Below are 21,825 nucleotides of genomic sequence, written 5' to 3' on the forward strand. Positions count from 1 at the left end.
GGCCGATTTTCCCCGGCGCACGCTGAATCCGTGCCGGAACCATTGCGCTTCGCCGCATTCGTCATGAACACCACCTCGCACATCCTGCACGGGGCCTGGCGGCTTCCCGAGGCCCGCCAGCATCGGTTCACCGAACTCGATCACTGGATCGGGCTCGCCCGCGAACTCGAGGCCGCGCGGTTCGACCACATCTTCTTCGCGGATGTGGTCGGTCTCTACCACGATTACCGGTCCTCCTGGCGGAAATTCGTGGAGTCCGGGCTGCAGATCCCGAGCAACGATCCTACGGTCATCGCCTCCGCGATCGCGCACGCCACCACCGATATCGGGATCGCGCTCACCAGTTCGATCCTGCAGGAGCATCCGTTCAACTTCGCCCGCAAGATGTCCACTTTGGACCACGCGAGCGGTGGGCGGATCGCGTGGAACATCGTGACCAGTCTTTCCCCCAATGCCTGGCGCAATTTCGGTTATGCGGACATCACCGCGCACGACGAACGCTATGCCTGGGCCCAGGAATACGTGGAGGTGACCTACAAGCTCTGGGAGGGTTCTTGGGACGAGGGCGCGCTGGTGCAGGACAAGGAATCCGGGATCCACGCCGATTTCGGCCGCGTGCACAAGATCGACCACGAGGGCCCGCACTACCGGGTGGAGGGACCGCATCTGGTCGCCCCGTCCCCGCAACGCACCCCGGTGCTGTTCCAGGCGGGTTCCTCGCCCGCGGGGCGCCGGTTCGCCGCACGCAACGCCGAGGCCCAGTTCATCAGCGCACCGAGCCCGGAAGCGGCCCGGGAGCTGATCGCCGAGACCAGGGAACTGGTGACCGGATACGGGCGGCGCCCCGGCGATCTGCGGTTCTACCAAGGACTGTCCTTCGTCATCGGGGACACCGAGCACGAGGCGCGGCGTAAGGCGGCCGAACTGGAGGAGTACCTGGACCCGGACGCGATGCTCGCGCACGCCGCGGGCGGGATCGGCATCGACCTCGGGCACTACGATCTGGACACCCCGCTCGGCGAGGTCGAAACCGAGGGCTCGCGCAGCCATCTGCGCTGGGTGCGCGAGGCGGTCGGCGAGCGGGAACCGACGGTGCGCGATCTGGCCCGGTTGCGCAGCAGGGACAACCGGCTCGTCGGCACCCCGGAACAGATCGCGGGCGAACTCGAACGCTGGCGCGCGGCCGGGGTGGACGGGATCAACGTCGTCAACGCCACGATTCCCGGCTCATACCGGGAATTCATCGAACACCTCCGGCCGGTGCTGCTCGAGCGCGGGCTCGCCCGCGCCGAGTACGAACCGGGGACCACACGGCGCAAACTCACCGGTGCCGATCTGCTCGACGAACGCCATCCGGCCGCCGCATACCGGGGTGCCTTCGCCACCGTCCCGACAGGAGCAGCATGACCGCCATCGACACACCCGAACTCGAGAACCTGCTCGGCTGGCTCGCCGAGAACGCGAGCGAGGACAAGAACCCGCACGAACAGATCGACCGGGTGCGGGCCGCGCGGATCGGCGCGCTCATCCTGCCGGTGGCCGACGGCGGGCCGGGCGCCTCCACCAGGGAACTGCTCGCGCTCGCGATCCGGCTCGCCGAGGCCGATCCGAACGTCGCGCACATCCTGCGCGCGCACTTCGCCCATGTGCACCAGGTACTGCGGCTGCCCGCGGGCCCGGCGCGGCAGCGGTGGATCGAGGAGATCCGGTCCGGGAAACTGTTCGGCAACGCGACCAGTGAACAGGGCGGTACCCAGGCCGGTTCCTACCGGTTCGCCACCCGGCTGACCGAGACCGCGAACGGCACGGTGCTCGAGGGAAAGAAGTTCTACAGCACCGGAACCCTGTTCGCCGACCTGATCGCGGTCACCGCGCAGTACGGAACCGAAGGCAGCGCAACGGTTTTCGTGCCCACCGGCCGGGAAGGGGTGAGCCTGCTCGACGACTGGGACGGGATCGGGCAGAACCGCACCGGGACCGGAACCACCGTTTTCGACAATGTGGCCGTGTATCCCGAAGAAATCGTCAGCGTCCGGGAAAACCGGGACCAGCCCGCGAACACCGATGCCGCGCTGCTGCAACTGTATCTGCAGGCGGTGATGACCGGAATTCTGCGCACTGTGGTCACCGACGCGAAAAACCTGGTACTCGGCCGCACCCGGTCGTTCGAGCACGCGCCCGCGGAACTGCCCGCGCGGGATCCGATCCTGCACGAGACCATCGGGGAACTCGCCAGCACGGCCTATATAGCCGAGGCCGCGGTGCTCGCCGCCGCCGGGGAAATCGACACCGCGTATCGGGGTGAGCAGCGCGGCGATCCCGACCCGGCCGCCTTCGCCGCCGCATCGCTTGCCGCCAGCAAGGTCAAGGTGCACATCGACCGGGCCGCGCTGCACGCCGCGAGCGCGCTGTTCGACGTCGGCGGCGCCTCCGCGGCCACCCGTAGCCGCGCACTGGACCGGCACTGGCGCAATATCCGCACTCTCACCACGCACAATCCGACCGCGTACAAGGCCGCCGCGATCGGGGATTCGGTGCTGAACGGGGCCCCGCTGCCCGGCAACGGTTACTTCTGAACGCGGATCGCTTGCCGTAGCCGACCGGTGCCGCAGTGGTACCGGGTGAGCGATTCGCTTGCACACGAACGAATCCGGGCATATCCTCACTCAACTGAGTTTGGGGGTATGCTATGGACGCTGGGGTCCGGCATACGTGGACCATGCGCAACCTGCTCGCCGTGTGCATCGTGACCGTGGTCCATCTCGTTGTGCTCGCGGTTTTCCTCGGCGGAATCTGGCTGATCGCCGCGCTGCACAATCCGATCTCCATCGCCGGTGGCGTCGTCTGCGTGGCGATCGCGGTGCTGCTGCGGCCGCGCCCGGCCCGGCTGCGGGCGGCGGCCGTGCTGCTCGATCCTGCCGTCAGCCCGACACTGCACGCGGTCGCCGCACGGGTCGCCGAGGAACTGGGTACCCCGCCGGTGTCCCGGATCGCCTTCGATCCCGGTAACCGGGCGGAATTCGCGCGGGTGGGCTGGCGCGGCCACCGCACCCTGGTGATCGGGCTACCGCTGTGGTCCATGCTCGGGGAGCAGGAGAAGATCGCCGTGCTGGCCCGCGGTGCCGCCTACAACGCGCGCGGCGAACTGCGCAGCCGGGTGTTCATCGCCTCCGCCCTGGAGTCCATGCGCCGATTCCTCGACGCGTTGCGCGGACCGGTGCGCGGCACGGGAAGCGAACACGTTCTCGCGTTCACCGCGCAGTTCGGCACGCTGCCGCAGTTCGACGATCAGATGTGGATCAGCTCCGCGAACAGGGGCGGGAAAACCATCCTGTGGCTGTTCGGCTATCCCGCGCTGTGGCTGCTGCGCGGCGAGGAATCACTGCTGGCCCCGGACAGCGAACGCGCCGCACGACACGCCGACCGCCGCTGCGCACAGCTCACCGGCGCCCGGGCGGTGGTTTCCCTGCTGGAGAAGGAAACCCTCGGCGAACCGGCCATGACACACATCCGCAACGGCGTGCTGCGCGGGACGCCCGATCCGCTCGGCTCGCTGCCCGAGTGGCTCGCCGGGCTCTCCCACGCGGACCGGGACTCGATCGTGTTGCGGGACAAGGGAATCCCCAGCGCGGCCGCGCGCATCGCGCCACTGTGCGAGGTGGCGCTGGCCGAAGGGTTCACCGTCTCCGCTGCGGAATGGGGCCGTGCGGAAGAAGAACTGTGCCCGCTGCTCGATCCGGTGCGCAAGGCGATCCACGACTGGGCCATCGCGGGATCAACGGCCTGAACCCGGCGGCCGGGGATCACCATTCGCGGCTAACGGCGCAGCGAGTCCAGGTACTCGCGCAGAATCCGCGCGGTTTCCCCGGACTCCCAGAACTCCAGCACCGCGGGATCGTCGCCGGGCCGGTCGGCTTCGATGCGTTCCCGCGCGGGCCGCTGCAGCTGCCGCTTGGCGAAGGCGAACACCTCGGGCCGGGTACCGGCGAGCGCCCCGGCACGGCGCAGCGCCTCGTCCGGCAACCGTTCCGGTGCCACGATCTCGTGCACCAGCCCGATCGACACGGCCTGCTCCGCGCTGAGCCGGGCGGCCCCGAGCACCATCGCGTGCACCGCCGGGCCGACCGCGTGCCGCATGATCTCCAGGGGCACCGTGGGAAACGGCACCCCCGCGGCGAGTTCGGTGAGTCCGATGGTGCCGCCGGACATCAGCCGCACATCGCAGGCGGCCGCGAGCACGCAGCCACCGGCGAGCGCGTGCCCGTTCAGCGCGGCCACCACGGGGTTCGGATGTTCGAACAGCCGCTGGGCCGCGTGGCTGAGCGCGGGAAGGAACTCCCGCACGTAGCCGGGGCCGCCCTCGACGATCCGCTTCAGGTCCACCCCAGCCGAGAAGGACCGCCCGTTCCCGGTCAGCACGACCGCGCGGGCCCCGGCGACCGCGTCGAGCGCCTCCGGGATGGCCGTGAGCAGTTCCAGGTCCAGCGCGTTCACCGGTCCGTGGTTCAGGGTGAGTACGGCGATGCCGTCGTGGTCCGCGGTCTCGATCATGCCGCGATCCTCGCCGATCCGGAGCCCGGGCACCAGGGTGAGCTTCTAATCACCCGGCTGATCACCGGCGAGCCGGACCGTGGTGAACCGCAGGAAGTACTGCACCATCGGGCCCATCACCAGCGCGATCACCAGCGTCCCGAGACCGACCGTGCCACCGAGCAGCCAGCCCGCGGTGAGCACGATCGCCTCGATCGCGGTGCGCACCATCCAGACCGGTCTCCCGGTGACCCGCACGGCACCGGTCATCAGCCCGTCCCGCGGACCGGAACCGAACCGCGCGCCGAGATAGACCGCGTCGGCGAAGGTCAGCATCAGCAGCCCGATGACGTAGTAACCGAGCTGCATCGTGAACGTGTGCACGGCGGGAATGACCAGCGCCGACACATCCGCGGCCGTCCCGACGAGCAGCACGTTCAGGAAGGTGCCCAGACCGGGAAGTTCGCGCAGCGGGATCCAGAACACCAGCACCACGACCGCGATCAGGTTCGTCACCAGGCCGAAGCTCAGCCCGGTCCGCTGGCTGACCCCTTCGGAGAGCACGGTCCAGCTCGCGGCGCCGAGCCCGGAGTGCACCAGGAAGGTGAGCGAGGTCCCATAGCCGAACAGGCCGAGCAGCAGTTGCGGGACACGCAGCCACTTCTTCTCGGCGCGCAGCTGCTCGACGGCCGTCATCCGGCGCGCCACGGTACTGGTCATGGCCCCAGCCTGGCCGCATCTGGAGTTGATTCAAAGGTCCAGATAGGAGATCCTGGCCCGGTGCGAACCAGCAGCCACAGCCTCGCTCGCCTGCTCGGGGACTGGTCCTCCGGGCCCGGCGCGGCACACCGGCGGCTCACCGAGCTGATCCGGCTGCTCATCCTGGACGGGCGGTTGCCGCTGGACACGGCCGTGCCGGGGGAACGGGATCTGGCCGGCGCGCTCGGGATCAGCCGGACCACGGTGGCCACCGCCTATGCCGCGCTGCGCGAGCAGGGCTATCTGAGCACCGAGGACCGCGCGCGCAGCCGCACCCGGGTTCCGGCACCAGGCGCGTCCAGGGTCACCCCGGAGACCGCGGAGGCCGGGAGCGAGCTGATCGATTTCGCGCACGCCGCCCCGCCCGCACCCGGTGAGGCGTTGCACCGGGCCTACACCAGGGCACTGGATCAGCTCCCCCGGCACCTGCCACGGCATGGGTACACGCTGACCGGGTTACCCGAACTGCGCGCCGCGATCGCCCGCCGCTATACCGAGCGCGGGCTGCCGAGCAGTGCGGAACAGATCCTGGTCACCAACGGCGCGCAGCACGGGCTCGCGCTCATCGCCCGCACCCTGCTGCGCCCCCGGGACACCGTGGTGCTCGACCATCCCAGCTATCCGCACGCGCTGCATGCCTTCCGCAGCACCAAATGCCGCATTCTTCCGGTTCCGCTTTCCGAACACGGCTGGGATCTCGAACAGCTCGGCGCGGCGACCCGCTCCGCGGCCATGGCCTATCTGATCCCGGATTTCCACAACCCGACCGGGTTGTGCCTGCCCGCGCCGGAGCGCGCCCGGCTGCGTCCCGGCTGCCCGGTGATCGTGGACGAGACGATGGCCGAGCTCGCCATCGACACCGAGGCACCGCCCCCGCTCGCCGCCTACCACCGCGAGGTGATCAGCCTCGGTTCCGCGGACAAGACCTTCTGGGGCGGGATGCGCATCGGCTGGGTGCGCGCCGATCCGGGACTGATCGCCCGGCTCGGTCAGGCGCGCACCGCAACCGATCTCGGCACCCCGCTCGTCGAGCAGCTTGCCTGCGCCGAACTGCTCGAGGACATCCAGGCGATCCTGCCGGGCCGGATCACCGATCTGCGTGCCCGCCGCGATCAGCTGCTCGCCCTGCTGGCCGAACGGTTGCCCGAGTGGCAGGTCGGCGAACCGAGCGGCGGGCTCTCCGTGTGGGCAAGGCTCCCGGAACCGGTCAGCTCCGCACTGGCCGCCGTGGCGCCGGAATTCGGCGTGCACCTCGCCGCGGGTCCCCGGTTCGGTGTCGGCGGCGCGTTCGAACGCCACCTCCGGCTGCCCTACACGCTCGATCCCGCCGCCATGCGCGCGGGCGTGGACGGGATCGTGGCCGCGCTCGGTGCGGTGCGGACCGGGCGCCGCGCGCAGGCGACCGAGCCCGCGCCGTTCTGAACCGTCACACCCGGCTGGGCACCGGTTCCCCGGCCACCGCGGGCAGTTCCCTGCGGAACCGGCGGATCAGCAGGACCGCGGTGGCACCGAACCCACCGCACAGGCCGAGCCACACCCCGGGACCGCCCATGCCGAAACCGTAGGCGCACAACACCATCAGCGGAACTCCGAGCAGCCAGTAGCCGATGAGCGTTATCCGGAAACCGCTCTTGGTGTCGCCGAGCCCGCGCAGCAGGCCGACGTTGATGTTCTGTGCTCCCTTGAAGAACTGGTGCGCGATCGCGAAGAACAGCAGGGTGTGCGCCACCGCGCGCACCTCGGCCCCGTCCCCCGCGCTCAGGAACAGCCCGAGCACCGGACCGGGAATCACCAGGTACACCACGGCGATCACGGACATGAGCGCCGCGGAGAGGCGCAGCGCCCGGCCCGCGACCAGTCCCGCGTTCGCCCGCTCGCCCTTGCCGAGCTCGGCGCTCACCAGGATCGAGGAACCCTGGGACAGGCCGATGTTGAGCTGATAGACGATATAGGCAAGCTGGTTGACCACGTTGTGCGCGGCCAGCGCGGCCGGGCCGAAGCCGCCCATCAGCAGGGTGGCGACCGAGGTGATCCCGGCCTCGGATCCGTAGGTGAGGCAGATCGGGATGCCGAGCCGCAGCACCTCGCGCACCGTCCGCGCCTCGGCCAGCCAGCCGCGCACCGAGAGCAGCCCGGTCAGCTGGGTGTCCCGGCGCACGATCGCGAGGAAGGCGAAGAAGTTCAGCACCTGCACCAGGGTGGTCGCCAGCCCGATCCCGGCGAGCCCGATCACCGGGAACCCGAACCAGCCGTACAGGAATGCCCCGTCCAGCACGATGTTTACCGCGATCGAGGCGATGGTGACCCACAGCAGCGAGCCCGGCCGCCGCATGCCGACCGCGAACTGGCGCAGCACGTTGAGCCACAGCATGGGAATCAGCCCGGGTGCCAGTGCGATGATCGTCGGCCGGGCCAGCGCGAGCACCCCGGCGTCCTGGCCGAACCAGGTGAGCGCGTAGCTGAGCGCGATGAGCACCAGCGCACCGAGCAGCCCGACGAAGGTGGCGACCAGGAACGAGGCGCGCACCACCCCGCGCACCTCCTGGCGCGCCTGCTCGTCGAGTTCCCCCGCCCCGCGCGCGGTGCCGCGCCCGGCGGCGGAGGCGACCAGGTTCCCGACCGCGGTCACCACACCCACGCACATCGTCCGCAGCTGGTTGTACAGCGTGATGGCGAGCCCGCCCGCGGCGACCGCCTGCACGCTGAGGAAACCCATCATGGTCAGGTCGGTGGTGGTGAGCGCGACCTGGGCGAGCTGGATTCCGGCGATGGGCACGGCGACCGCAAGCAGCGGCCGGTACCCGCGCACCGCCTGACGCGGATCGATCACCGTACCCCCGTTCCCGCGGTGTCCCGCACGGTCACCGGGTCGGCGCGCGGTATCGGGACCGGGCCCGCGTAACCGGCGAGCATCCGCTCCACCTCCTGCTCCGCCTCCGGATCGAGCAGGCCACGGGCCCGCATCCAGTCGTCGTCGAAGATGGTATCCAGATACTTCTCCCCCGCGTCACAGACGATCGTGACCACCGTGCTGCGCGGGGGAAGCGCCGCGAGCCTGCGCAGCGCCACATGCACCGCCCCGCCTGCGGTTCCACCGATCAGCAGCCCGGTGTGCCTGGCGAGCGTCCGGACCGTGGCGAACGCGTCCGCATCGCGGACCTGGACACCCTCGTCGATGAGCGCGTAGTCGATATTGCTGCCGAGCGGGAACCCTTCCGGATTCCCGCCCCCGGTCTGCCAGTACTCCCCGCCGCCCGGGCCGAAGATGGCCGAACCGGCCGGTTCCACCCCGACCGTGCTGACCCGCGAACCAAGCCTGCGCAGTTCCCGCGCGGTGCCGCAGAGCGAGCCGCCGGTGCCGACCGAACTGATCAGGTAGTCCACATCGCCGAAGACATCGGTGAGCAGTTCGTGCGCCAGATTGCGGTAGCCGTCCTGGTTTCCCGGGTTGTTGTGCTGATCCGGGCGGTAGGCGTCCTCCTCGGCGGCTGCGAGTTCATTGGCGATCCGTTTGCGCTCCAGGGTTTGCGGGCCGCCGGTGCCCTCGGCGTAGACCAGCCGCGCGCCGAGTGCGGCCATGGCCCGCAGTTTGTCCTTCGAGGCGTGCCCGTCCACCACGGCGGTGAACCGGTAACCGCGTTCGATGGCGGCCACCGCGATACCGAGCCCGGTGTTGCCCGAGGTCGGTTCGATGATGTGCCCGCCGGGCCGCAGTTCGCCCGCCCGTTCGGCCTCGATGAGCATCTGCTCGGCCATCCGCACCTTCGCCGAACCGGTCGGGTTGAACTGCTCGAGTTTGAGCAGCAACCTGCTCCCGGTCTCGGTGGTACACAGCTGGAAAAGCGGGGTGTGTCCGATCAGTTCGGACACCCGGGACACGATGCGTTCACCTCGCCGGTACGGCACGCTCATAACGCGATCCAGCCTCTCTTCGGGGTTCATGGCCGTTGGTTGTCAGCACCTGCGGTGGGCACGGCTTTCGGGTCAGGAAACGGGACGTTCGATCCGCCACCGGGTTTGCTCGTTCTCGGTCGAGACCACGATCCTGGCGGGCAGCGGAAGCTGGTGGAACTCGGTTTCGTTCTTGTCCATCTGATAGCCGGCGGTGTTCGGGTACACCAGCAGGTCACCATTGCGGGGCGCGCGGGGGAACGCGATCTTGCGCCAGCTCAGCATGTCGTAGTCAAGGCAACTGGAACCGCCGACACAGGCCGAGACCGGTTCCCCCGTGCCGGATTCGGGCCACAGCACCGGATCCGGCAGGTATTCGCTGCCCTTCCACTGTTCCGAGATGCTCATGCTCAGCCCGGCGACGGTGACGATCCCGTAGTCCCGGCGCGGTTTGTAGCCCTGCACCGGGAACACGGTGAACCCGCAACCGTCCAGCAGCGCGCGCCCCGGTTCGAGCAGCAGCCGGGTCCCGGTCTCCCGCAGCTGCGCGGCGAGCCGGTCGGTGTCCAGGATCGCGGCCAGCATCCGCGCACCGGTCGGCTCCGAATGGTACGGATAGAAATGGGTGAACTTCTTCTCCGCGTGGAACCAGGAGTCCGCGTATTCCCGGTGGAATCGCTCCCAGTCCCGCGCATCGAGGTAATCGACCGCGAACCCGCCGCCGATCGAAATCGAGTCCGCGGGCAGTCCCGCGGCGCGCGCCGTACGGCAGCGTTCGATCAGCTCGGCGGCGAGCGCGGCACGCGGAGCCACTTCGTAACCGTTGAGGTGAAAGGAAAACCCCTCCATCCGGAGGGCATCACCCGCCGCGGCACAGCGCCGGATCGCCTCGTCGAGCTCGTCCCCGGTGAACCCGAACCGGCTGTGCGGATTGGTTTCCGGCAGCACCCGCAGCAGGATCCGCAGCGCGCCCGCGGTTTCGGCGAGCGCGCACACCCGGTCCAGTTCGTCGAGCGCATCCACCGCGAGCAGGGCACCGTGCCTGGCCGCGAGCCAGATCAGCCGATCGCTCTTGGCCGCCCCGGTCACCACGATCTCGTGCCCGCGAATGCCGTGCGCGAGGGCTTCGGCGAACTCCGGGACGCTGGCCACATCCACCCCGGTATCGGTGCGGGCGCATTCCTCGAGCCAGCAACCGGATTTGTTCGCCTTCTTGCCGAAATACACCCGCCCGGGCACCTGGTGTTCGGCGAGCACCCGGCGGAATCCGGCTGCGTTCTCCGCGAACCGCGCGGGATGCAGCACGTGGAACGGCCCGCCGACGGCGTGCGCCATGTCCGCGAGCGGGCCGCCGGGCCCGCGCACCCGCTCGACCCATTCCGGTTCCACGGCGGGCAGCCGCAGCTGCGTGTCGATCAGGTCCACAGGCGCACCCGCTGACCGCGGCCCGCCTCGATCGCCTGGCTCGCCAGGGCGTGCGCGACCGGGATGTCGGTGATGATCATTCCGCTGGAGAAGGCGAAAACGCGGTCCTGCGGGGAATTCCGCGCCGGTGCCCGACCGGCGAGCACCGCGGGGAACTCGGCGTCGATCCGCGCCGAACCCTGTCCGTCGTCGAACCGGGAACCGGTGACCCCGAGCTGTCCCTCACTGGTCGCGATCGCGTAGTCCGCCTCGGCGAGCGCGGTGGAGTCGACGCCCTTGCTGGACACCGAGATCAGCAGGCCACCCGGTTTGAGCCAGCCGGTGCGCACCTTCGGATGCGCGGCCCGGCCCGAGGCGGCCACCACGATATCGGCTTCCGCCGCCGCTGCGGGCACATCCTCGACCACCTCGATCTCCCGGTCCGGGAAGTACTTCGCGAGCCGGGCGTGGCTTTCCCGCATGCCGTCCGGATGGGTGCCGTAGAGCATCAGGCGGCTCAGCCCCGGCAGCGTGGCCACCAGATACGGCAGGGTGTTCCGGCCCTGAATTCCGGTGCCGATCATCAGCACCGAGCTCGCGTCCGGTTTCGCGCAGGCCTCGGCGATGAGCGCGGTGGTGGCCGGGGTGCGCGAGGCGCCGACCCGTTCGCAGTCCATCAGCGCGAACGGCATTCCGGTGCGATCGTCATAAAGGCTGATCGTCGTATAGTATTTGTCCGGACTTTCGGTGCCCTGCCGGTACGAGGTCTTGAATCCGAGCGTTTCGATACCGCCGTCGTAGCCGAGCATCGAATACGAGACCGAATCCCTCTGCTGATCGGGAAGCGGCATCATCAATTTCGTCGGACACCGGGAATCCCCATCCGCGAAGGCGAGATACCCCCTGCGCACCGCCGAAATGACCGTTTCCGGGCTGATCTCGACCTCGGCGAGATCGCTGCGGCTGAGTACATGGAATTCGGGCTGGGTCATCGAGCTGTCTCGCAATCCTGCGTCGGCGGCCTGACTGGGAATACCAATGAGACCGGTTTATACCCGAGAAGATTCACATAGACAAAGGAAACTATGCGCAGATATTGATCTGTTTCAAGAATCCATTGTGGACAAAAGCGCGGTACGGCGAAGCGATGGGAACACCGTCGCGGATCTGTGTGGAACCCCCCGGGCGGATACCCCTGGGTCAGGGTGGCCGCGTCCTCGACAACGGCGTGCGCGGGGAATTCTCCGTCCGCGACGCCGCGCTGAACACTGATCACGATGCGTGCCCGGTTGGCGGTCCCGCCCGCCGCGACCACCGAACGCGCCCGTTCGTGGTCCTCCCGGACAGCCCCGATCGTCGCGGGACGCGCGATCGGACAGCCCTCCGGATGTGCGGTATCACACTGCATAGCGACCTGGCGCGCCGGATTGCGACAGAACCATGACAATCCACGAACTCGATCGACACATCCCGTGCCTAATCTCGCCGGTATGGACGTGATCGAGCACCGGAGGAGACCCATACCGTGGCACGGCGACCGGGCGAGCACCGGTGGCCGCCGCGAACTGCTCATCGGGGCGCTCGCCTATCTGCTCGCCTTCGCCGTCACCTATCTGGCCTTCGTGTACACCGAGGCCGGGCAACGGCTGGACGGGCAGCTGCTCTCCGGAACGGCGAACGGAACCCAGGGCACCAGGGACGGCATCGCCGACCGGTTACTCGGCTCCATGAGCCACCCCCTCGTCATCGGCCTCGCACTCGCCGCGGTGCTCCTGCTCGGGCTGGTCTCCCGGCGCCCGCGCGCCGGATTCCTCGGCCTCGGTGTCGCCGCGGGGACCGTGCTGCTCGCCGAGGGACTCAAGGAGGTGCTCACCCGGCCGGAGATCGGCGTCAGCGGTTCCTCGACGCACAACAGCTTTCCCGGCGGGCACACCAGCGCGGCGATCGGTGTCACCCTCGGGCTGCTGCTCGCCGCCGCGCCCCGGGCCAGGATCTGGATCGCCGTGCCCGCCACGGTCGCCGTCACCTTCATCGCCTCGGCCACCACGATGGCCGGCTGGCACCGGATCAGCGACACCATCGGCGCCTGTCTGCTCGCCGCGGCACTGTGCTGCCTCGCCGCGCTCGGGGTCCGCGCCGGGAAGGGCACCGGCCGGGACACCGCGCTCACCGCGGGCCACGGGATGTTCGTGCTCGCCACCCCGCCGCTGATCCTGCTCGCGGTCTCCGCACTGCCCGCGGAGTACAGCACGATCACGCTCGTCCTCGGCACCGCGGTGACCGTCGCGCTCACCATCGCCTCGGTGCTCGCCACGCTGCGCTGTGTGGAAACCACCGCAACATCGCGCATTCCTCGTTGACAGGCGTGGCATTACGTTTGTAATGTCGCCCGGGTGAACCGCGAAGCCGACCGCGTTCGGCCACCAGGCGATGCCAAGCGCGCGCTCCAGCGCGCCACGGTCGAGGTGGTCGCGCGCGAGGGGATTCGCGGACTCACCTATCGGGCGGTCGCGCGCGCGGCCGGGTTCACCACCGGCGCGGTGCAGCACCATTTCTCCTCCATCGACGATCTGCTGCGCTCCTCGCTGGACTGGGTACTCGAGGAGAGCTCGGAGAACGGCCTGCTCGGCGCGCGCACCGGGGTGTTCGCGCACGGGGCCGATGTGCGCAACCGGTTCGCCGAGAGCGCGGACATCCAGATCTTCCAGTACCGGCTGGTCGTGGAATCCGCACGCCGCCCGGAACTGCGCCCGGCCGTACAGCGGTTGTACGACAGCTATTTCGGGGCCGTGGCCAAGGATCTCGCCGCAGCGGGCACCCCGGAGATCGACGGCCTTCCCGCACTGGTCTATTACGCGCTCGACGGAATGTTCCTGCATCAGGTCGCCGATCCGCACGCGGATCCGGCGGCGGCGCTGGACGCGCTTCGCGCCCTGCTGCACACCGAAAACACCGAGAAGAACAACTGACCGGTTCCGATCCCCGCACCCCTTTCCCCGGGGCGCGGGCGCCAGCGTGCGCGATTTCCCTTGTGCGCCAACACTTTTCCGAGTATCGAGTTCGAATTGAGTGTTGACTAAATCAACAGATAGCCGCAGACTCTTCCCAGAATCTCCGGCTCGCCCATTCGGTGTCCGCAGCCGAATACCTTGATGCGAAAGGCTTTCCGATGACAGATTCCGCCACCCTGCTGATCGACGGCCACTGGCAGTCCGCGCCTGCCCGCTTCGACGTCCTCGACCCGGCCAGCCTCGAGGTGATCGGTACCGCGGCGGATGCCGATGCCGCGCAGGCCCGCGCCGCGCTCGACGCCGCGGCCGCCGCGTTCCGTGGCTGGGCGGACACCGATCCGGAGACCCGCGGCGATCACCTGCGCGCGGCGGCCACCGAGATCCGGGCCCGGCGCGCGGAACTCGCCGCACTGCTCAGCACGGAGAACGGCAAACCGCTCGCCGAGGCCGCCGGTGAACTGGGCAGTGCCGCGCGGATGCTGGACTGGGCCGCCGAGGAAGGCCGCCGCGCCTATGGCCGGGTCACCCCGTCCACCGCGGCGGGTCCGGGGCTCGTGCTGCGCAGCCCGGTCGGACCGGTACTGGCCATCACCCCGTGGAATTTCCCGGCGAGCATGCTCATCCGCAAGGTCGGGCTCGCCCTGGCCGCGGGCTGCCCGGTGATCGCGAAACCCGCCGAGCAGACCCCGCTGATCGCCACCGCGCTGCTCGGAATCCTGCAGGAAACCGGGCTGCCCGCGGGGGTGCTGCAATCGCTGACCACGGCACGGCCCGCGGAACTCACCGATGCCCTGCTCGCCGACCGCAGGCTGCGCAAGCTGAGCTTCACCGGTTCCACCGAGGTCGGCCTCGGCCTGTTGCGCCGTACGGAGAACACGCTGCGCCGGATGTCGCTGGAGCTCGGCGGGCACTCCCCGGCGATCGTGTTCCCGGACGCGGACCTGGAGGCGGCCGCGGCGGGGGTGGTCGCCGCGAAGTTCTTCAACGCCGGACAGAGCTGTATCGCGGTGAACCGGCTCTACGTACACGAGAGCGTCCGGGACGAACTGCTCGCGCTGATCGGGAAGAAGACCGCTGCGCTGCGGGTCGGGCGCGGGGACACCGGAAACACCGACATCGGCCCGCTGATCGACGAGGCGGGTTTCGCGAAGGTGCGCCGCCAGGTCACCGATGCCGTCGCCTCGGGCGCGACGGTGCTGACCGGAGGGGAACCCGCGGAAACGGGGCTGCGCGGGCATTTCTTCACGCCCACGGTGCTCGCGGACGTCACCCCGGAGATGCTGATCTCCCGGGAGGAGACCTTCGGCCCGGTGCTCGCGGTGTCCACGTTCAGCACCGAGGACGAGGTGATCGAGCTGGCCAACGCCACCGAGTACGGGCTGGCCGCTTATGTGTTCGGCACCGAGCTGCGCCGGATCTGGCGCGTGCTGGGCCGGCTCGAGTTCGGAGTGTTCGGGGTGAACGATCCGGCCCCGGTCCGCCCGGAACTGCCCTTCGGCGGCCAGAAGAACTCCGGCCAGGAACGCGAGGGCGGCAGCGAGGGAATCGAGGCATACACCGAGACCAAGGCCGTGGCACTGCGTTTCTAGCAGATCGCGCTGCCAGGCCGAGCGAAAGGAATCACCGATGACCAGTCTCGCCGAACTCGACAAGCGAACCCTGATCCACCCGCACAGCGTGGTCGGCGCGCCCGCCGAACCACTCGTGCTCGATCGCGGCAGCGGCGCCCTGCTGTGGGACACCGAGGGCCGGGAGTACATCGACGGCACCTGCGGGCTGTGGCAGTGCCCGGTCGGGCACGGACGCGCGGAGCTCGCCTCGGTCGCCGCCGAACAGATCGCCCGGCTGGAGTTCTTCTCCTCCTTCGGCGACTACTCCAACGCCCCGGCCATCCGGCTGGCCGAACGGCTGCTTTCCCTGGCACCGAACGGGATCGAGCGGGTGTTCCTCACCAACGGCGGATCCGAGGGCAATGAGACCGCGATCAAGCTCGCCCGGCTCGCGCACCACCACGCCGGTTCCCCGGAACGCACGGTCATTCTCGCGCGCAGCGGCGGATACCACGGCATGGGCGGCGGATCCCTTGCCGCGACCGGGATCGACGGGCTGCGCGCCGGATTCGGCCCGCTGCTTCCCGATGTGGAGTGGCTGGACAAACCGCACGGCATCGAGCACGGACCGGACGCGACCGAGCACCTCGTGGCCGAACTGGAGCGGCGCATCGCGGAGATCGGCGCCCACCGGATCGCCGCGTTCATCGGGGAACCGGTACTCGGCGTCGGCGGAATGGTGCCACCGCCGGAAGGGTACTGGCCGAGGGTGCAGGAAGTGTTGCGCCGGAACGGGATCCTGTTCATCGCGGACGAGATCGTGACCGCGTTCGGCCGCACCGGGCACTGGTTCGGCAGCGAGTACTTCGGCATCGAGCCGGACATGATCGTTACCGCGAAGGGCATCACGAGCGGCTACATCCCGATGGGCGCGGTGCTGATCGGCAGGCGGGTGCTCGAACTCGCCGGGGGCGCCACCTTCCTGCACGGTTTCACCTACAACGGGCACCCGGTCGGCGCGGCGGTCGCACTGGCCAATATCGGCATCATCGAGCGGGAGAACCTGTGCGAACGGGCGCGGGTGCTCGGTGCCCGGCTGCGCACCCGGCTGGACCCGCTCGCCGAACTGCCGCATGTGCGCGAGGTCCGCGGGGTCGGGCTGATGCTGGGTATCGAGTTCGACGGAACCCCCGCGGCGCCCGTGCAGTCCGGCTGCCGCGCGGACGGGGTCGTGGTCCGGGCCTCGGGCACCAGCATCGTGCTGTCCCCGCCGCTGGTGATCACCGGGGAACAGCTCGACACCCTCGCCGATGTGCTCTGCCGCCACGTCACCGCGGCAGCAGGCTGAAGGGAGAAAACCGTGCCACGCCGGACATCGACGCTGCTGTCTGCGGTCACGATCCTCGCCCTCCTCACCGGATGCGCCGTTTCCGAGGGCGGGGCCAACTCCCTGGTGTTCGTCTCCTACGGGCACGGCGCCTACCAGACCGGGCAGCGCACCGCCTGGCTCGAGCCGTACCAGGCCGAGACCGGGACGACGGTCACCATCGACGGGCCGTCCAGCAACGCGAAGCTCAAGGCCATGGTCGAGGCGGGCAAGGTCAGCTGGGATGTCGTGGACACCGATGCCTCGGCGGCCGCCCAGGCCTGCGGCAGCCTGCTCGAACCCGTCGACATGGGCGCGCAGGCGCGGGATTTCCCGCCCGGAACACTGACCGAATGCGGTGTCCCGGACGCGTTCTTCGGTATGACACTGATGTACGACGCCAAGGTCTACCGCGACCATCCGCCGCGCAGCCTCGCCGATTTCTTCGATCCGGACCGGTTTCCCGGGCGGCGGATCGTGTACGGGGGCGATCCCAGCGTCGGCACCCTGGAAACCGCGCTGCTCGCGGACGGGGTGCCCCGCGACCGGCTGTATCCGCTCGATGTGCCCCGCGCACTGCGGATGTACGACCGGATCCGGCCGGAGCTGACCATCAGCAGCACCTACGGCGATCAGCAGCAGCGGATGGCAGGCGGACAGGCCGATATGGCCCTGATCGTGAGTGCGCGCGCCTACTCGCTGCTCGCGGACGGGGCGGACTGGAAGGTGGTTCCCGGAGTGCCGATCCCGGTCACCTGGGATGTGCTCGTGGTACCGAAGGGAACCCGGCGCGGCGAACAGGCCAGGCAGCTGATCCGGTACGTCTGCACGCCCGCGCGTTCGGCCGCCTTCGCCGAGCTCTCCGGTGCCGGTCCCGCGAACAAGGCGGCGAAACCACGGTTTCCCGCCAAGGCACGGCAACTCGACTTCTGGGGCTCCGACATGGCGGACCGGCGGGTGCTCAGCAATGTGCGGTGGTGGGCGGCCAATCGCACCTGGGTGGCCAAGGCCTGGTCGGATTGGACGACCGGATGACCGCGATCCGTCCTTCTGGCGCGTCTCCTTCTGGGAAGCCCCGCGCCCACTGGCTGCTGCTGCCCGCCGCCGCGGTGCTGCTCGTCGTCTTCTTCTACCCACTGGCCACGATCCTGTGGCGGAGCATCGCCGAGCCGGAGTTCGGCCCCGGCAACTATCTCGCTGTGCTCGGTGATGCGGTTGCGCTGCGCGTGGTGCTGCGCACCCTGGTGACCGCGCTGATCATCACCGCGGTCACGTTGCTGATCGCCTATCCCTACGCCTATGCCATGACCCTCGTCGGGCGGCGGGCTCGCGGACTGCTCACCCTGCTGGTGCTGATGCCGTTCTGGACCAGCCTGATGGCCCGCAACTTCGCCTGGTATGTCCTCGAACAGCGCGGCGGGGTGATCGAGCGGGCCTTCGCGGCCATCGGTATCCACGGGGTCACGCTGCTCGGCTCGGTCACCGGGGTGACCGTGGCGATGGTGCAGGTGATGCTGCCGTTCATGGTGCTGCCGCTGCAGAACACGATGCTCGGCATCGACCGGGGCCTGTTGCACGCCGCGGGCAGTCTCGGCGCGCCGCGCCCGACCGCGTTCCTGCGGATCTATCTCCCGCTGTCCATGCCCGGGGTGCTCTCCGGGGTCTCGGTGGTGTTCATCATGTCGCTCGGCTTCTACATCACCCCCGCACTGCTCGGCACCCCGCAGCAGGCACTGGTCGCCCAGGTGATCGGCACCCGGGTCAACGATCTGCTGGACTTTCCCGGAGCGGGTGCGCTCGGTGCCGTACTGCTGGTGATCACCCTGGTGGTGCTCGCGCTGCTGGGCAGGGTGGCCGGTCCGGTCGGGGCCAGCATGACCGGAGGTGGGGACCGTGGGTGAGCGCAGGCTCGGCTGGGGACTGCGGCTGTGGGTGACCCTCGTGGGGCTGCTGCTCGTCGCACCGACCCTGATCGTGATCCCGATGAGTTTCGGCGCCGGATCCACCTTCCGGTTCCCGCCGGAGCACTGGTCACTGCACTGGTACGCGGAATTCTTCACCAGCAAGCAGTGGCTCGCCTCGCTCGCGAACTCGCTCCAGGTCGGGCTGCTCGCCGCGGCACTGGCCACGGTGCTCGGCACCACGGCCGCGTTCGGTATCGACCGCGCCCGGTTCCGTGCCCGCGGGGTGCTGCGGCAGCTGCTGATGGCCCCGATGATCCTGCCGGGGATCGTGGTGGCGGTCGCGATCTACGGGGTGTTCCTGCGCTGGCAGCTGGGCGGCACCATGCTCGGTTTCGTACTGGCGCATACGGTGCTCGGGGTGCCGTTCGTGATCACCTCGGTGCAGACCAGCCTCGCGCACTACGACCCGACCATGGAGAAGGCCGCCGCCTGCCTCGGCGCGGGCCAGTTCAGCACGCTGCGCCGGATCGTGCTCCCGCTCATCGCGCCCGGCTGCGTCTCCGGTTTCGTGTTCGCCTTCGCCACCTCCTTCGACGAGGTGGTGATCGCGCTTTTCCTGCAGACACCGGACATCAAGACGCTGCCGGTGAAGATGTACGAGTCCATCGTGCTGGAGATCGACCCCACGATCGCGGCCGCATCCAGCCTCATCGTCGTACTGACCACGGTCCTGCTGCTCGTGCCGCAGTTCCTCCGCCGACGGAGCCACCATGACTGAACCGATGACCGGAATCGCCACCACGCGGGTGACCAAGTCCTATCCGGGAAGCGAACGCCCCGCCGTGCACGATGTCTCGCTGCACATCGCGGACGGGGAGTTCATGACCTTCCTCGGTCCATCCGGATCGGGCAAGACCACGATGCTGTCCATGATCGCGGGCTTCACGCCGCTTTCCGCGGGCTCGATCACCGTGGACGGGCGCGAGATCTCCCGGCTCAGACCGCATCGGCGCGAGCTCGGCGTGGTTTTCCAGCAGTACGCGCTGTTCCCGCATCTTTCCGTCGAGCGCAATGTGGCCTTCGGGCTGGCCCAGCGCAAGCGACCGAAGGCCGAGATCGACCGGCGGGTCGGCGAGGTGCTGGAGATGGTGGGGCTTTCCGGGATGCGCGAGCGGTTCCCCCGCCAGCTCTCCGGTGGCCAGCAGCAGCGGGTCGCGCTCGCCCGCGCGGTCGCCTACGAACCGCGTGCGCTACTGCTCGACGAACCCCTCGCGGCACTGGACAAACGGCTGCGTGACCAGTTGCAGCGCGAGATCGCGCACATGCACCGGGAACTGGGCATGACCTTCCTGTTCGTCACCCACGACCAGCAGGAGGCACTGACCCTCTCGGACCGGATCGCGGTGTTCAACGAGGGGCGCATCGAACAGCTCGGCACCCCCGCGGAACTCTACGAACGCCCGCGAACCCTGTTCGTGGCCCAGTTCCTGGGTGAGTCCAACGCCCTGCGGTTGCGTCCCGGCGAAGTGACGATCGTGCGCCCGGAACGGGTCACCCTGCACACCGGTGACGAATCCGTGGCCGCCGGGCAGCAGCGCAGGACCGCCACGGTGACCGATGTGGTCTATGTCGGCGATCACAGCCGGATCTGGCTGCGCTATGCCGATGGCGCCCGCGGCTGCGCGGTACTCGGCGCCGGGACCGCGCACGAGTACCGGCCGGGCAGCGAGGTGGTGGTGGCCTGGCGGCCCGAACACGAGGCCGTCGTCCCGGATACCGAGAGGAGCCCGGCATGACCGGAGAACTGTTGCTGCGCGGCGGATCGGTGCGCACCCTCGACCCGGAGACCGGAACCGCCGAGGCGCTGCTGATCCGCGGGGACCGGGTGCACGCCGTCGGCACGGACCGGGAGGTGACCGCCGCGGCCGGGCCGGATGCCCGGGTGTTCGAGCTGGACGGCGCCACGGTGGTTCCCGGGATCAACGACGCGCACCTGCACCTGATCTGGCATGCCCTTTCCGGTCCGGAGTTCTGCGTGAACCTGGCCGCGGCCGGGGATCTGGACGCGGTTGCCGCGGCGCTGGCGACCGCACCGCCCGGCGAATGGGTGCTCGGCCGCGGCTGGCGGGAGACGAGCATCGCCGAGTTCGCCGAGGGAACCGCACCGGTATCGCGCCGCTGGCTGGACACGGTCACCGGGGACCGGCCCACGCTGTTGCACCACGCCTCGGCCCATTCGGTGTGGTGCAACAGCGCCGCGCTGCGCCGGGCCGGGATCACCGCGGCCACCCCGGATCCGCCCGCGGGTGAGATCGTGCGCGACGAGCACGGGGAACCCACCGGGCTGCTACTGGAATCCGCGCAGGACTTGGTGAAACGCCTGCTCCCGCAACCGGGAAGGGCGCAGCGGCTGGACGCGATCGCCGCCACGATGGCGCGGCTGAACCGGCTCGGCGTCACCAGCCTCACCGATCCGATGGTCACCCCGGAACTGTGGCAGGACTACCGGGAACTGCACGCGTCCGGCCGGCTCACCCTGCGGATCTGCGCGCTGCTGCACTGGGCGGAACCGGCCACGGACAGCGCGGAGGGACTGCGGCGCGCGCTCGACTGGCCGCTGCCACGGGAACACGGGGAACTGCTCCGCGTCGGCGGGATCAAGCTCTTCGCCGACGGGGTGCCCACCCACGGCACGGCATGGATGCACCGGCCCTATTCCGGTGGCGGCTACGGGGATCTGGTCACCGCGGGCGCCGATACCCCGCGGCGGGTCCGTGAACTGCACGCGCTGATCCGGCTCGCGCACCGCAGGCGGATCCGGGCGCAGGTGCACGTGACCGGGGACCGTGCCGCGGACGCGGTGGTGGACGCCATCGAAGCCGCGGCCGCGGATCCCTGGCCGGATGCCCGGCATGTGCTCATCCACGGCACCTTCCTGTCCCCGCGGGTGTACGAACGCTTGGCGCGCAACGGAATCGGGGTGATCACCAGCTCGCTGATGCGCACCTACAGCGGCCCTTCGATGGTGCGCACCCTCGGCGAACAGCAGTGGGCGGACGCCTTCCCCGCGCGCACCCTGCTGGACAACGGGGTGCCCACCGCGGACAGTTCGGATGCCCCGGTCACCGATCCGGACTGGCGGCGCGGGCTGGCCACGTTCACCGGGGTGCCCGGGCCGAATCCGTTCGCCGCGCCCACCGAGCGGCTCACCCGCGAGGAGGGCCTGGGGCTGTGGACGAGCGGACCGGCCTGGATGGAGAAAACCGAGCGGCACAAGGGAACCCTGGCCCCCGGACGGCTCGCGGACCTGGCCGTACTCGACGGCGATCCGCTCACCGCCACGGGCGCGGAACTGCTGGAACTACGCTCGGTGCTGACCGTGCTCGGCGGGCGCGTGGTGCCCGGATGAC

19 protein-coding genes are annotated in these 21,825 nt (G+C 69.6%); 13 read left to right on the forward strand and 6 right to left on the reverse strand.

Translation table 11 applies throughout. From position 1 onward, the window contains the following. The first annotated feature begins 30 nt into the window (after nucleotides 1-30). The 3 genes from AD72_RS24690 to AD72_RS24700 all read left to right on the forward strand — a co-directional run bounded on the left by AD72_RS24690 (nucleotide 31) and on the right by AD72_RS24700 (nucleotide 3,787). Nucleotides 31-1,407 carry an LLM class flavin-dependent oxidoreductase gene (locus AD72_RS24690; RefSeq protein WP_031468960.1) on the forward strand — a complete coding sequence of 459 codons (1,377 nt, stop codon included), beginning with the start codon at nucleotides 31-33 and terminating at the stop codon, nucleotides 1,405-1,407. Then, nucleotides 1,404-2,576, forward strand: coding sequence for an acyl-CoA dehydrogenase family protein (locus tag AD72_RS24695; protein ID WP_031468961.1), 1,173 nt, complete (start codon nucleotides 1,404-1,406; stop codon nucleotides 2,574-2,576). The genes AD72_RS24690 and AD72_RS24695 overlap by 4 nt, the downstream gene beginning before the upstream one ends. Before the next feature lie 113 nt (nucleotides 2,577-2,689). Next, the gene (locus AD72_RS24700; protein WP_156365361.1) at nucleotides 2,690-3,787 is read left to right on the forward strand and encodes a M48 family metallopeptidase; all 1,098 of its coding nucleotides are present in this window, start codon (nucleotides 2,690-2,692) and stop codon (nucleotides 3,785-3,787) included. Nucleotides 3,788-3,816: 29 nt separating this feature from the next. Here AD72_RS24700 and AD72_RS24705 read toward each other — a convergent pair whose 3' ends face one another. Together AD72_RS24705 and yczE are read right to left on the reverse strand one after the other, a co-directional pair. Next, the gene (locus tag AD72_RS24705) at nucleotides 3,817-4,551 is read right to left on the reverse strand and encodes an enoyl-CoA hydratase/isomerase family protein (protein ID WP_031468962.1); all 735 of its coding nucleotides are present in this window, start codon (nucleotides 4,549-4,551) and stop codon (nucleotides 3,817-3,819) included. A 45-nt stretch (nucleotides 4,552-4,596) separates the two neighbouring features. Then, on the reverse strand, nucleotides 4,597-5,250 hold the full coding sequence (gene yczE / locus AD72_RS24710) for a membrane protein YczE (protein WP_031468963.1): 654 nt from the start codon (nucleotides 5,248-5,250) through the stop codon (nucleotides 4,597-4,599). 60 nt (nucleotides 5,251-5,310) lie between these two features. On the opposite strand from yczE, the gene yczR reads away from it, so the two are divergent. Then, on the forward strand, nucleotides 5,311-6,711 hold the full coding sequence (yczR, locus tag AD72_RS24715; protein ID WP_031468986.1) for a MocR-like transcription factor YczR: 1,401 nt from the start codon (nucleotides 5,311-5,313) through the stop codon (nucleotides 6,709-6,711). Nucleotides 6,712-6,715: 4 nt separating this feature from the next. Here yczR and AD72_RS24720 read toward each other — a convergent pair whose 3' ends face one another. The 4 genes from AD72_RS24720 to AD72_RS24735 all read right to left on the reverse strand — a co-directional run bounded on the left by AD72_RS24720 (nucleotide 6,716) and on the right by AD72_RS24735 (nucleotide 11,576). Further along, a complete protein-coding gene (locus AD72_RS24720; protein WP_031468964.1) occupies nucleotides 6,716-8,119 on the reverse strand; it encodes an MATE family efflux transporter in 1,404 nt (467 codons plus the stop codon). Further along, on the reverse strand, nucleotides 8,116-9,159 hold the full coding sequence (locus AD72_RS24725) for a PLP-dependent cysteine synthase family protein (protein WP_231644956.1): 1,044 nt from the start codon (nucleotides 9,157-9,159) through the stop codon (nucleotides 8,116-8,118). Before AD72_RS24725 ends, AD72_RS24720 begins: the two co-directional genes overlap by 4 nt. 114 nt (nucleotides 9,160-9,273) lie before the next feature. Next, nucleotides 9,274-10,605 carry an alanine racemase gene (locus AD72_RS24730; RefSeq protein WP_031468966.1) on the reverse strand — a complete coding sequence of 444 codons (1,332 nt, stop codon included), beginning with the start codon at nucleotides 10,603-10,605 and terminating at the stop codon, nucleotides 9,274-9,276. Then, a complete protein-coding gene (locus AD72_RS24735) occupies nucleotides 10,596-11,576 on the reverse strand; it encodes an ornithine cyclodeaminase (protein ID WP_031468967.1) in 981 nt (326 codons plus the stop codon). The genes AD72_RS24730 and AD72_RS24735 overlap by 10 nt, the downstream gene beginning before the upstream one ends. A 498-nt stretch (nucleotides 11,577-12,074) precedes the next feature. Between AD72_RS24735 and AD72_RS24740 the strand changes: the two genes are divergently transcribed. The 9 genes from AD72_RS24740 (at nucleotide 12,075) to AD72_RS24780 (ending at nucleotide 21,824) form a co-directional block, all read left to right on the forward strand. Then, nucleotides 12,075-12,944 carry a phosphatase PAP2 family protein gene (locus AD72_RS24740; protein WP_051898974.1) on the forward strand — a complete coding sequence of 290 codons (870 nt, stop codon included), beginning with the start codon at nucleotides 12,075-12,077 and terminating at the stop codon, nucleotides 12,942-12,944. 33 nt (nucleotides 12,945-12,977) lie between these two features. After that, on the forward strand, nucleotides 12,978-13,553 hold the full coding sequence (locus AD72_RS24745; RefSeq protein ID WP_031468969.1) for a TetR/AcrR family transcriptional regulator: 576 nt from the start codon (nucleotides 12,978-12,980) through the stop codon (nucleotides 13,551-13,553). A 200-nt stretch (nucleotides 13,554-13,753) separates the two neighbouring features. Then, complete coding sequence (locus AD72_RS24750; protein ID WP_031468970.1) at nucleotides 13,754-15,184, forward strand: NAD-dependent succinate-semialdehyde dehydrogenase; 1,431 nt, start codon at nucleotides 13,754-13,756, stop codon at nucleotides 15,182-15,184. 37 nt (nucleotides 15,185-15,221) lie between these two features. Further along, nucleotides 15,222-16,493: an aminotransferase family protein gene (locus AD72_RS24755; protein WP_031468971.1), complete on the forward strand. Its 1,272-nt coding sequence runs from the start codon at nucleotides 15,222-15,224 to the stop codon at nucleotides 16,491-16,493. A gap of 12 nt (nucleotides 16,494-16,505) precedes the next feature. Beyond that, complete coding sequence (locus AD72_RS24760; protein ID WP_031468972.1) at nucleotides 16,506-17,546, forward strand: extracellular solute-binding protein; 1,041 nt, start codon at nucleotides 16,506-16,508, stop codon at nucleotides 17,544-17,546. Continuing rightward, a complete protein-coding gene (locus AD72_RS24765; protein WP_031468973.1) occupies nucleotides 17,543-18,412 on the forward strand; it encodes an ABC transporter permease in 870 nt (289 codons plus the stop codon). The genes AD72_RS24760 and AD72_RS24765 overlap by 4 nt, the downstream gene beginning before the upstream one ends. Next, nucleotides 18,405-19,193, forward strand: a complete 789-nt coding sequence (locus AD72_RS24770) for an ABC transporter permease (RefSeq protein ID WP_031468974.1) — start codon at nucleotides 18,405-18,407, stop codon at nucleotides 19,191-19,193. Before AD72_RS24765 ends, AD72_RS24770 begins: the two co-directional genes overlap by 8 nt. After that, nucleotides 19,186-20,211 (forward strand): ABC transporter ATP-binding protein, encoded by a 1,026-nt coding sequence (locus AD72_RS24775; protein ID WP_031468975.1) that lies wholly within the window; start codon nucleotides 19,186-19,188, stop codon nucleotides 20,209-20,211. Before AD72_RS24770 ends, AD72_RS24775 begins: the two co-directional genes overlap by 8 nt. Continuing rightward, nucleotides 20,208-21,824 carry an amidohydrolase gene (locus AD72_RS24780; RefSeq protein WP_031468976.1) on the forward strand — a complete coding sequence of 539 codons (1,617 nt, stop codon included), beginning with the start codon at nucleotides 20,208-20,210 and terminating at the stop codon, nucleotides 21,822-21,824. Before AD72_RS24775 ends, AD72_RS24780 begins: the two co-directional genes overlap by 4 nt. Nucleotide 21,825: the final 1 nt, after the last annotated feature.

This window comes from Sciscionella sediminilitoris (genome assembly GCF_000737195.2).
In the GTDB taxonomy this organism is placed as follows: domain Bacteria; phylum Actinomycetota; class Actinomycetes; order Mycobacteriales; family Pseudonocardiaceae; genus Sciscionella; species Sciscionella sediminilitoris.

What these genes read in the sequence shown, in the direction of transcription:
- AD72_RS24705 (WP_031468962.1), bottom strand. Translation starts at nt 4,551, where the DNA reads ATGATCGAGACCGCGGACCACGACGGCATCGCCGTACTCACCCTGAAC.
- AD72_RS24695 (WP_031468961.1), top strand. Translation starts at nt 1,404, where the DNA reads ATGACCGCCATCGACACACCCGAACTCGAGAACCTGCTCGGCTGGCTC.
- AD72_RS24780 (WP_031468976.1), top strand. Translation starts at nt 20,208, where the DNA reads ATGACCGGAGAACTGTTGCTGCGCGGCGGATCGGTGCGCACCCTCGAC.
- AD72_RS24700 (WP_156365361.1), top strand. Translation starts at nt 2,690, where the DNA reads ATGGACGCTGGGGTCCGGCATACGTGGACCATGCGCAACCTGCTCGCC.
- AD72_RS24755 (WP_031468971.1), top strand. Translation starts at nt 15,222, where the DNA reads ATGACCAGTCTCGCCGAACTCGACAAGCGAACCCTGATCCACCCGCAC.
- AD72_RS24750 (WP_031468970.1), top strand. Translation starts at nt 13,754, where the DNA reads ATGACAGATTCCGCCACCCTGCTGATCGACGGCCACTGGCAGTCCGCG.
- AD72_RS24740 (WP_051898974.1), top strand. Translation starts at nt 12,075, where the DNA reads ATGGACGTGATCGAGCACCGGAGGAGACCCATACCGTGGCACGGCGAC.
- AD72_RS24765 (WP_031468973.1), top strand. Translation starts at nt 17,543, where the DNA reads ATGACCGCGATCCGTCCTTCTGGCGCGTCTCCTTCTGGGAAGCCCCGC.
- AD72_RS24775 (WP_031468975.1), top strand. Translation starts at nt 19,186, where the DNA reads ATGACTGAACCGATGACCGGAATCGCCACCACGCGGGTGACCAAGTCC.
- AD72_RS24735 (WP_031468967.1), bottom strand. Translation starts at nt 11,576, where the DNA reads ATGACCCAGCCCGAATTCCATGTACTCAGCCGCAGCGATCTCGCCGAG.
- yczE (WP_031468963.1), bottom strand. Translation starts at nt 5,250, where the DNA reads ATGACCAGTACCGTGGCGCGCCGGATGACGGCCGTCGAGCAGCTGCGC.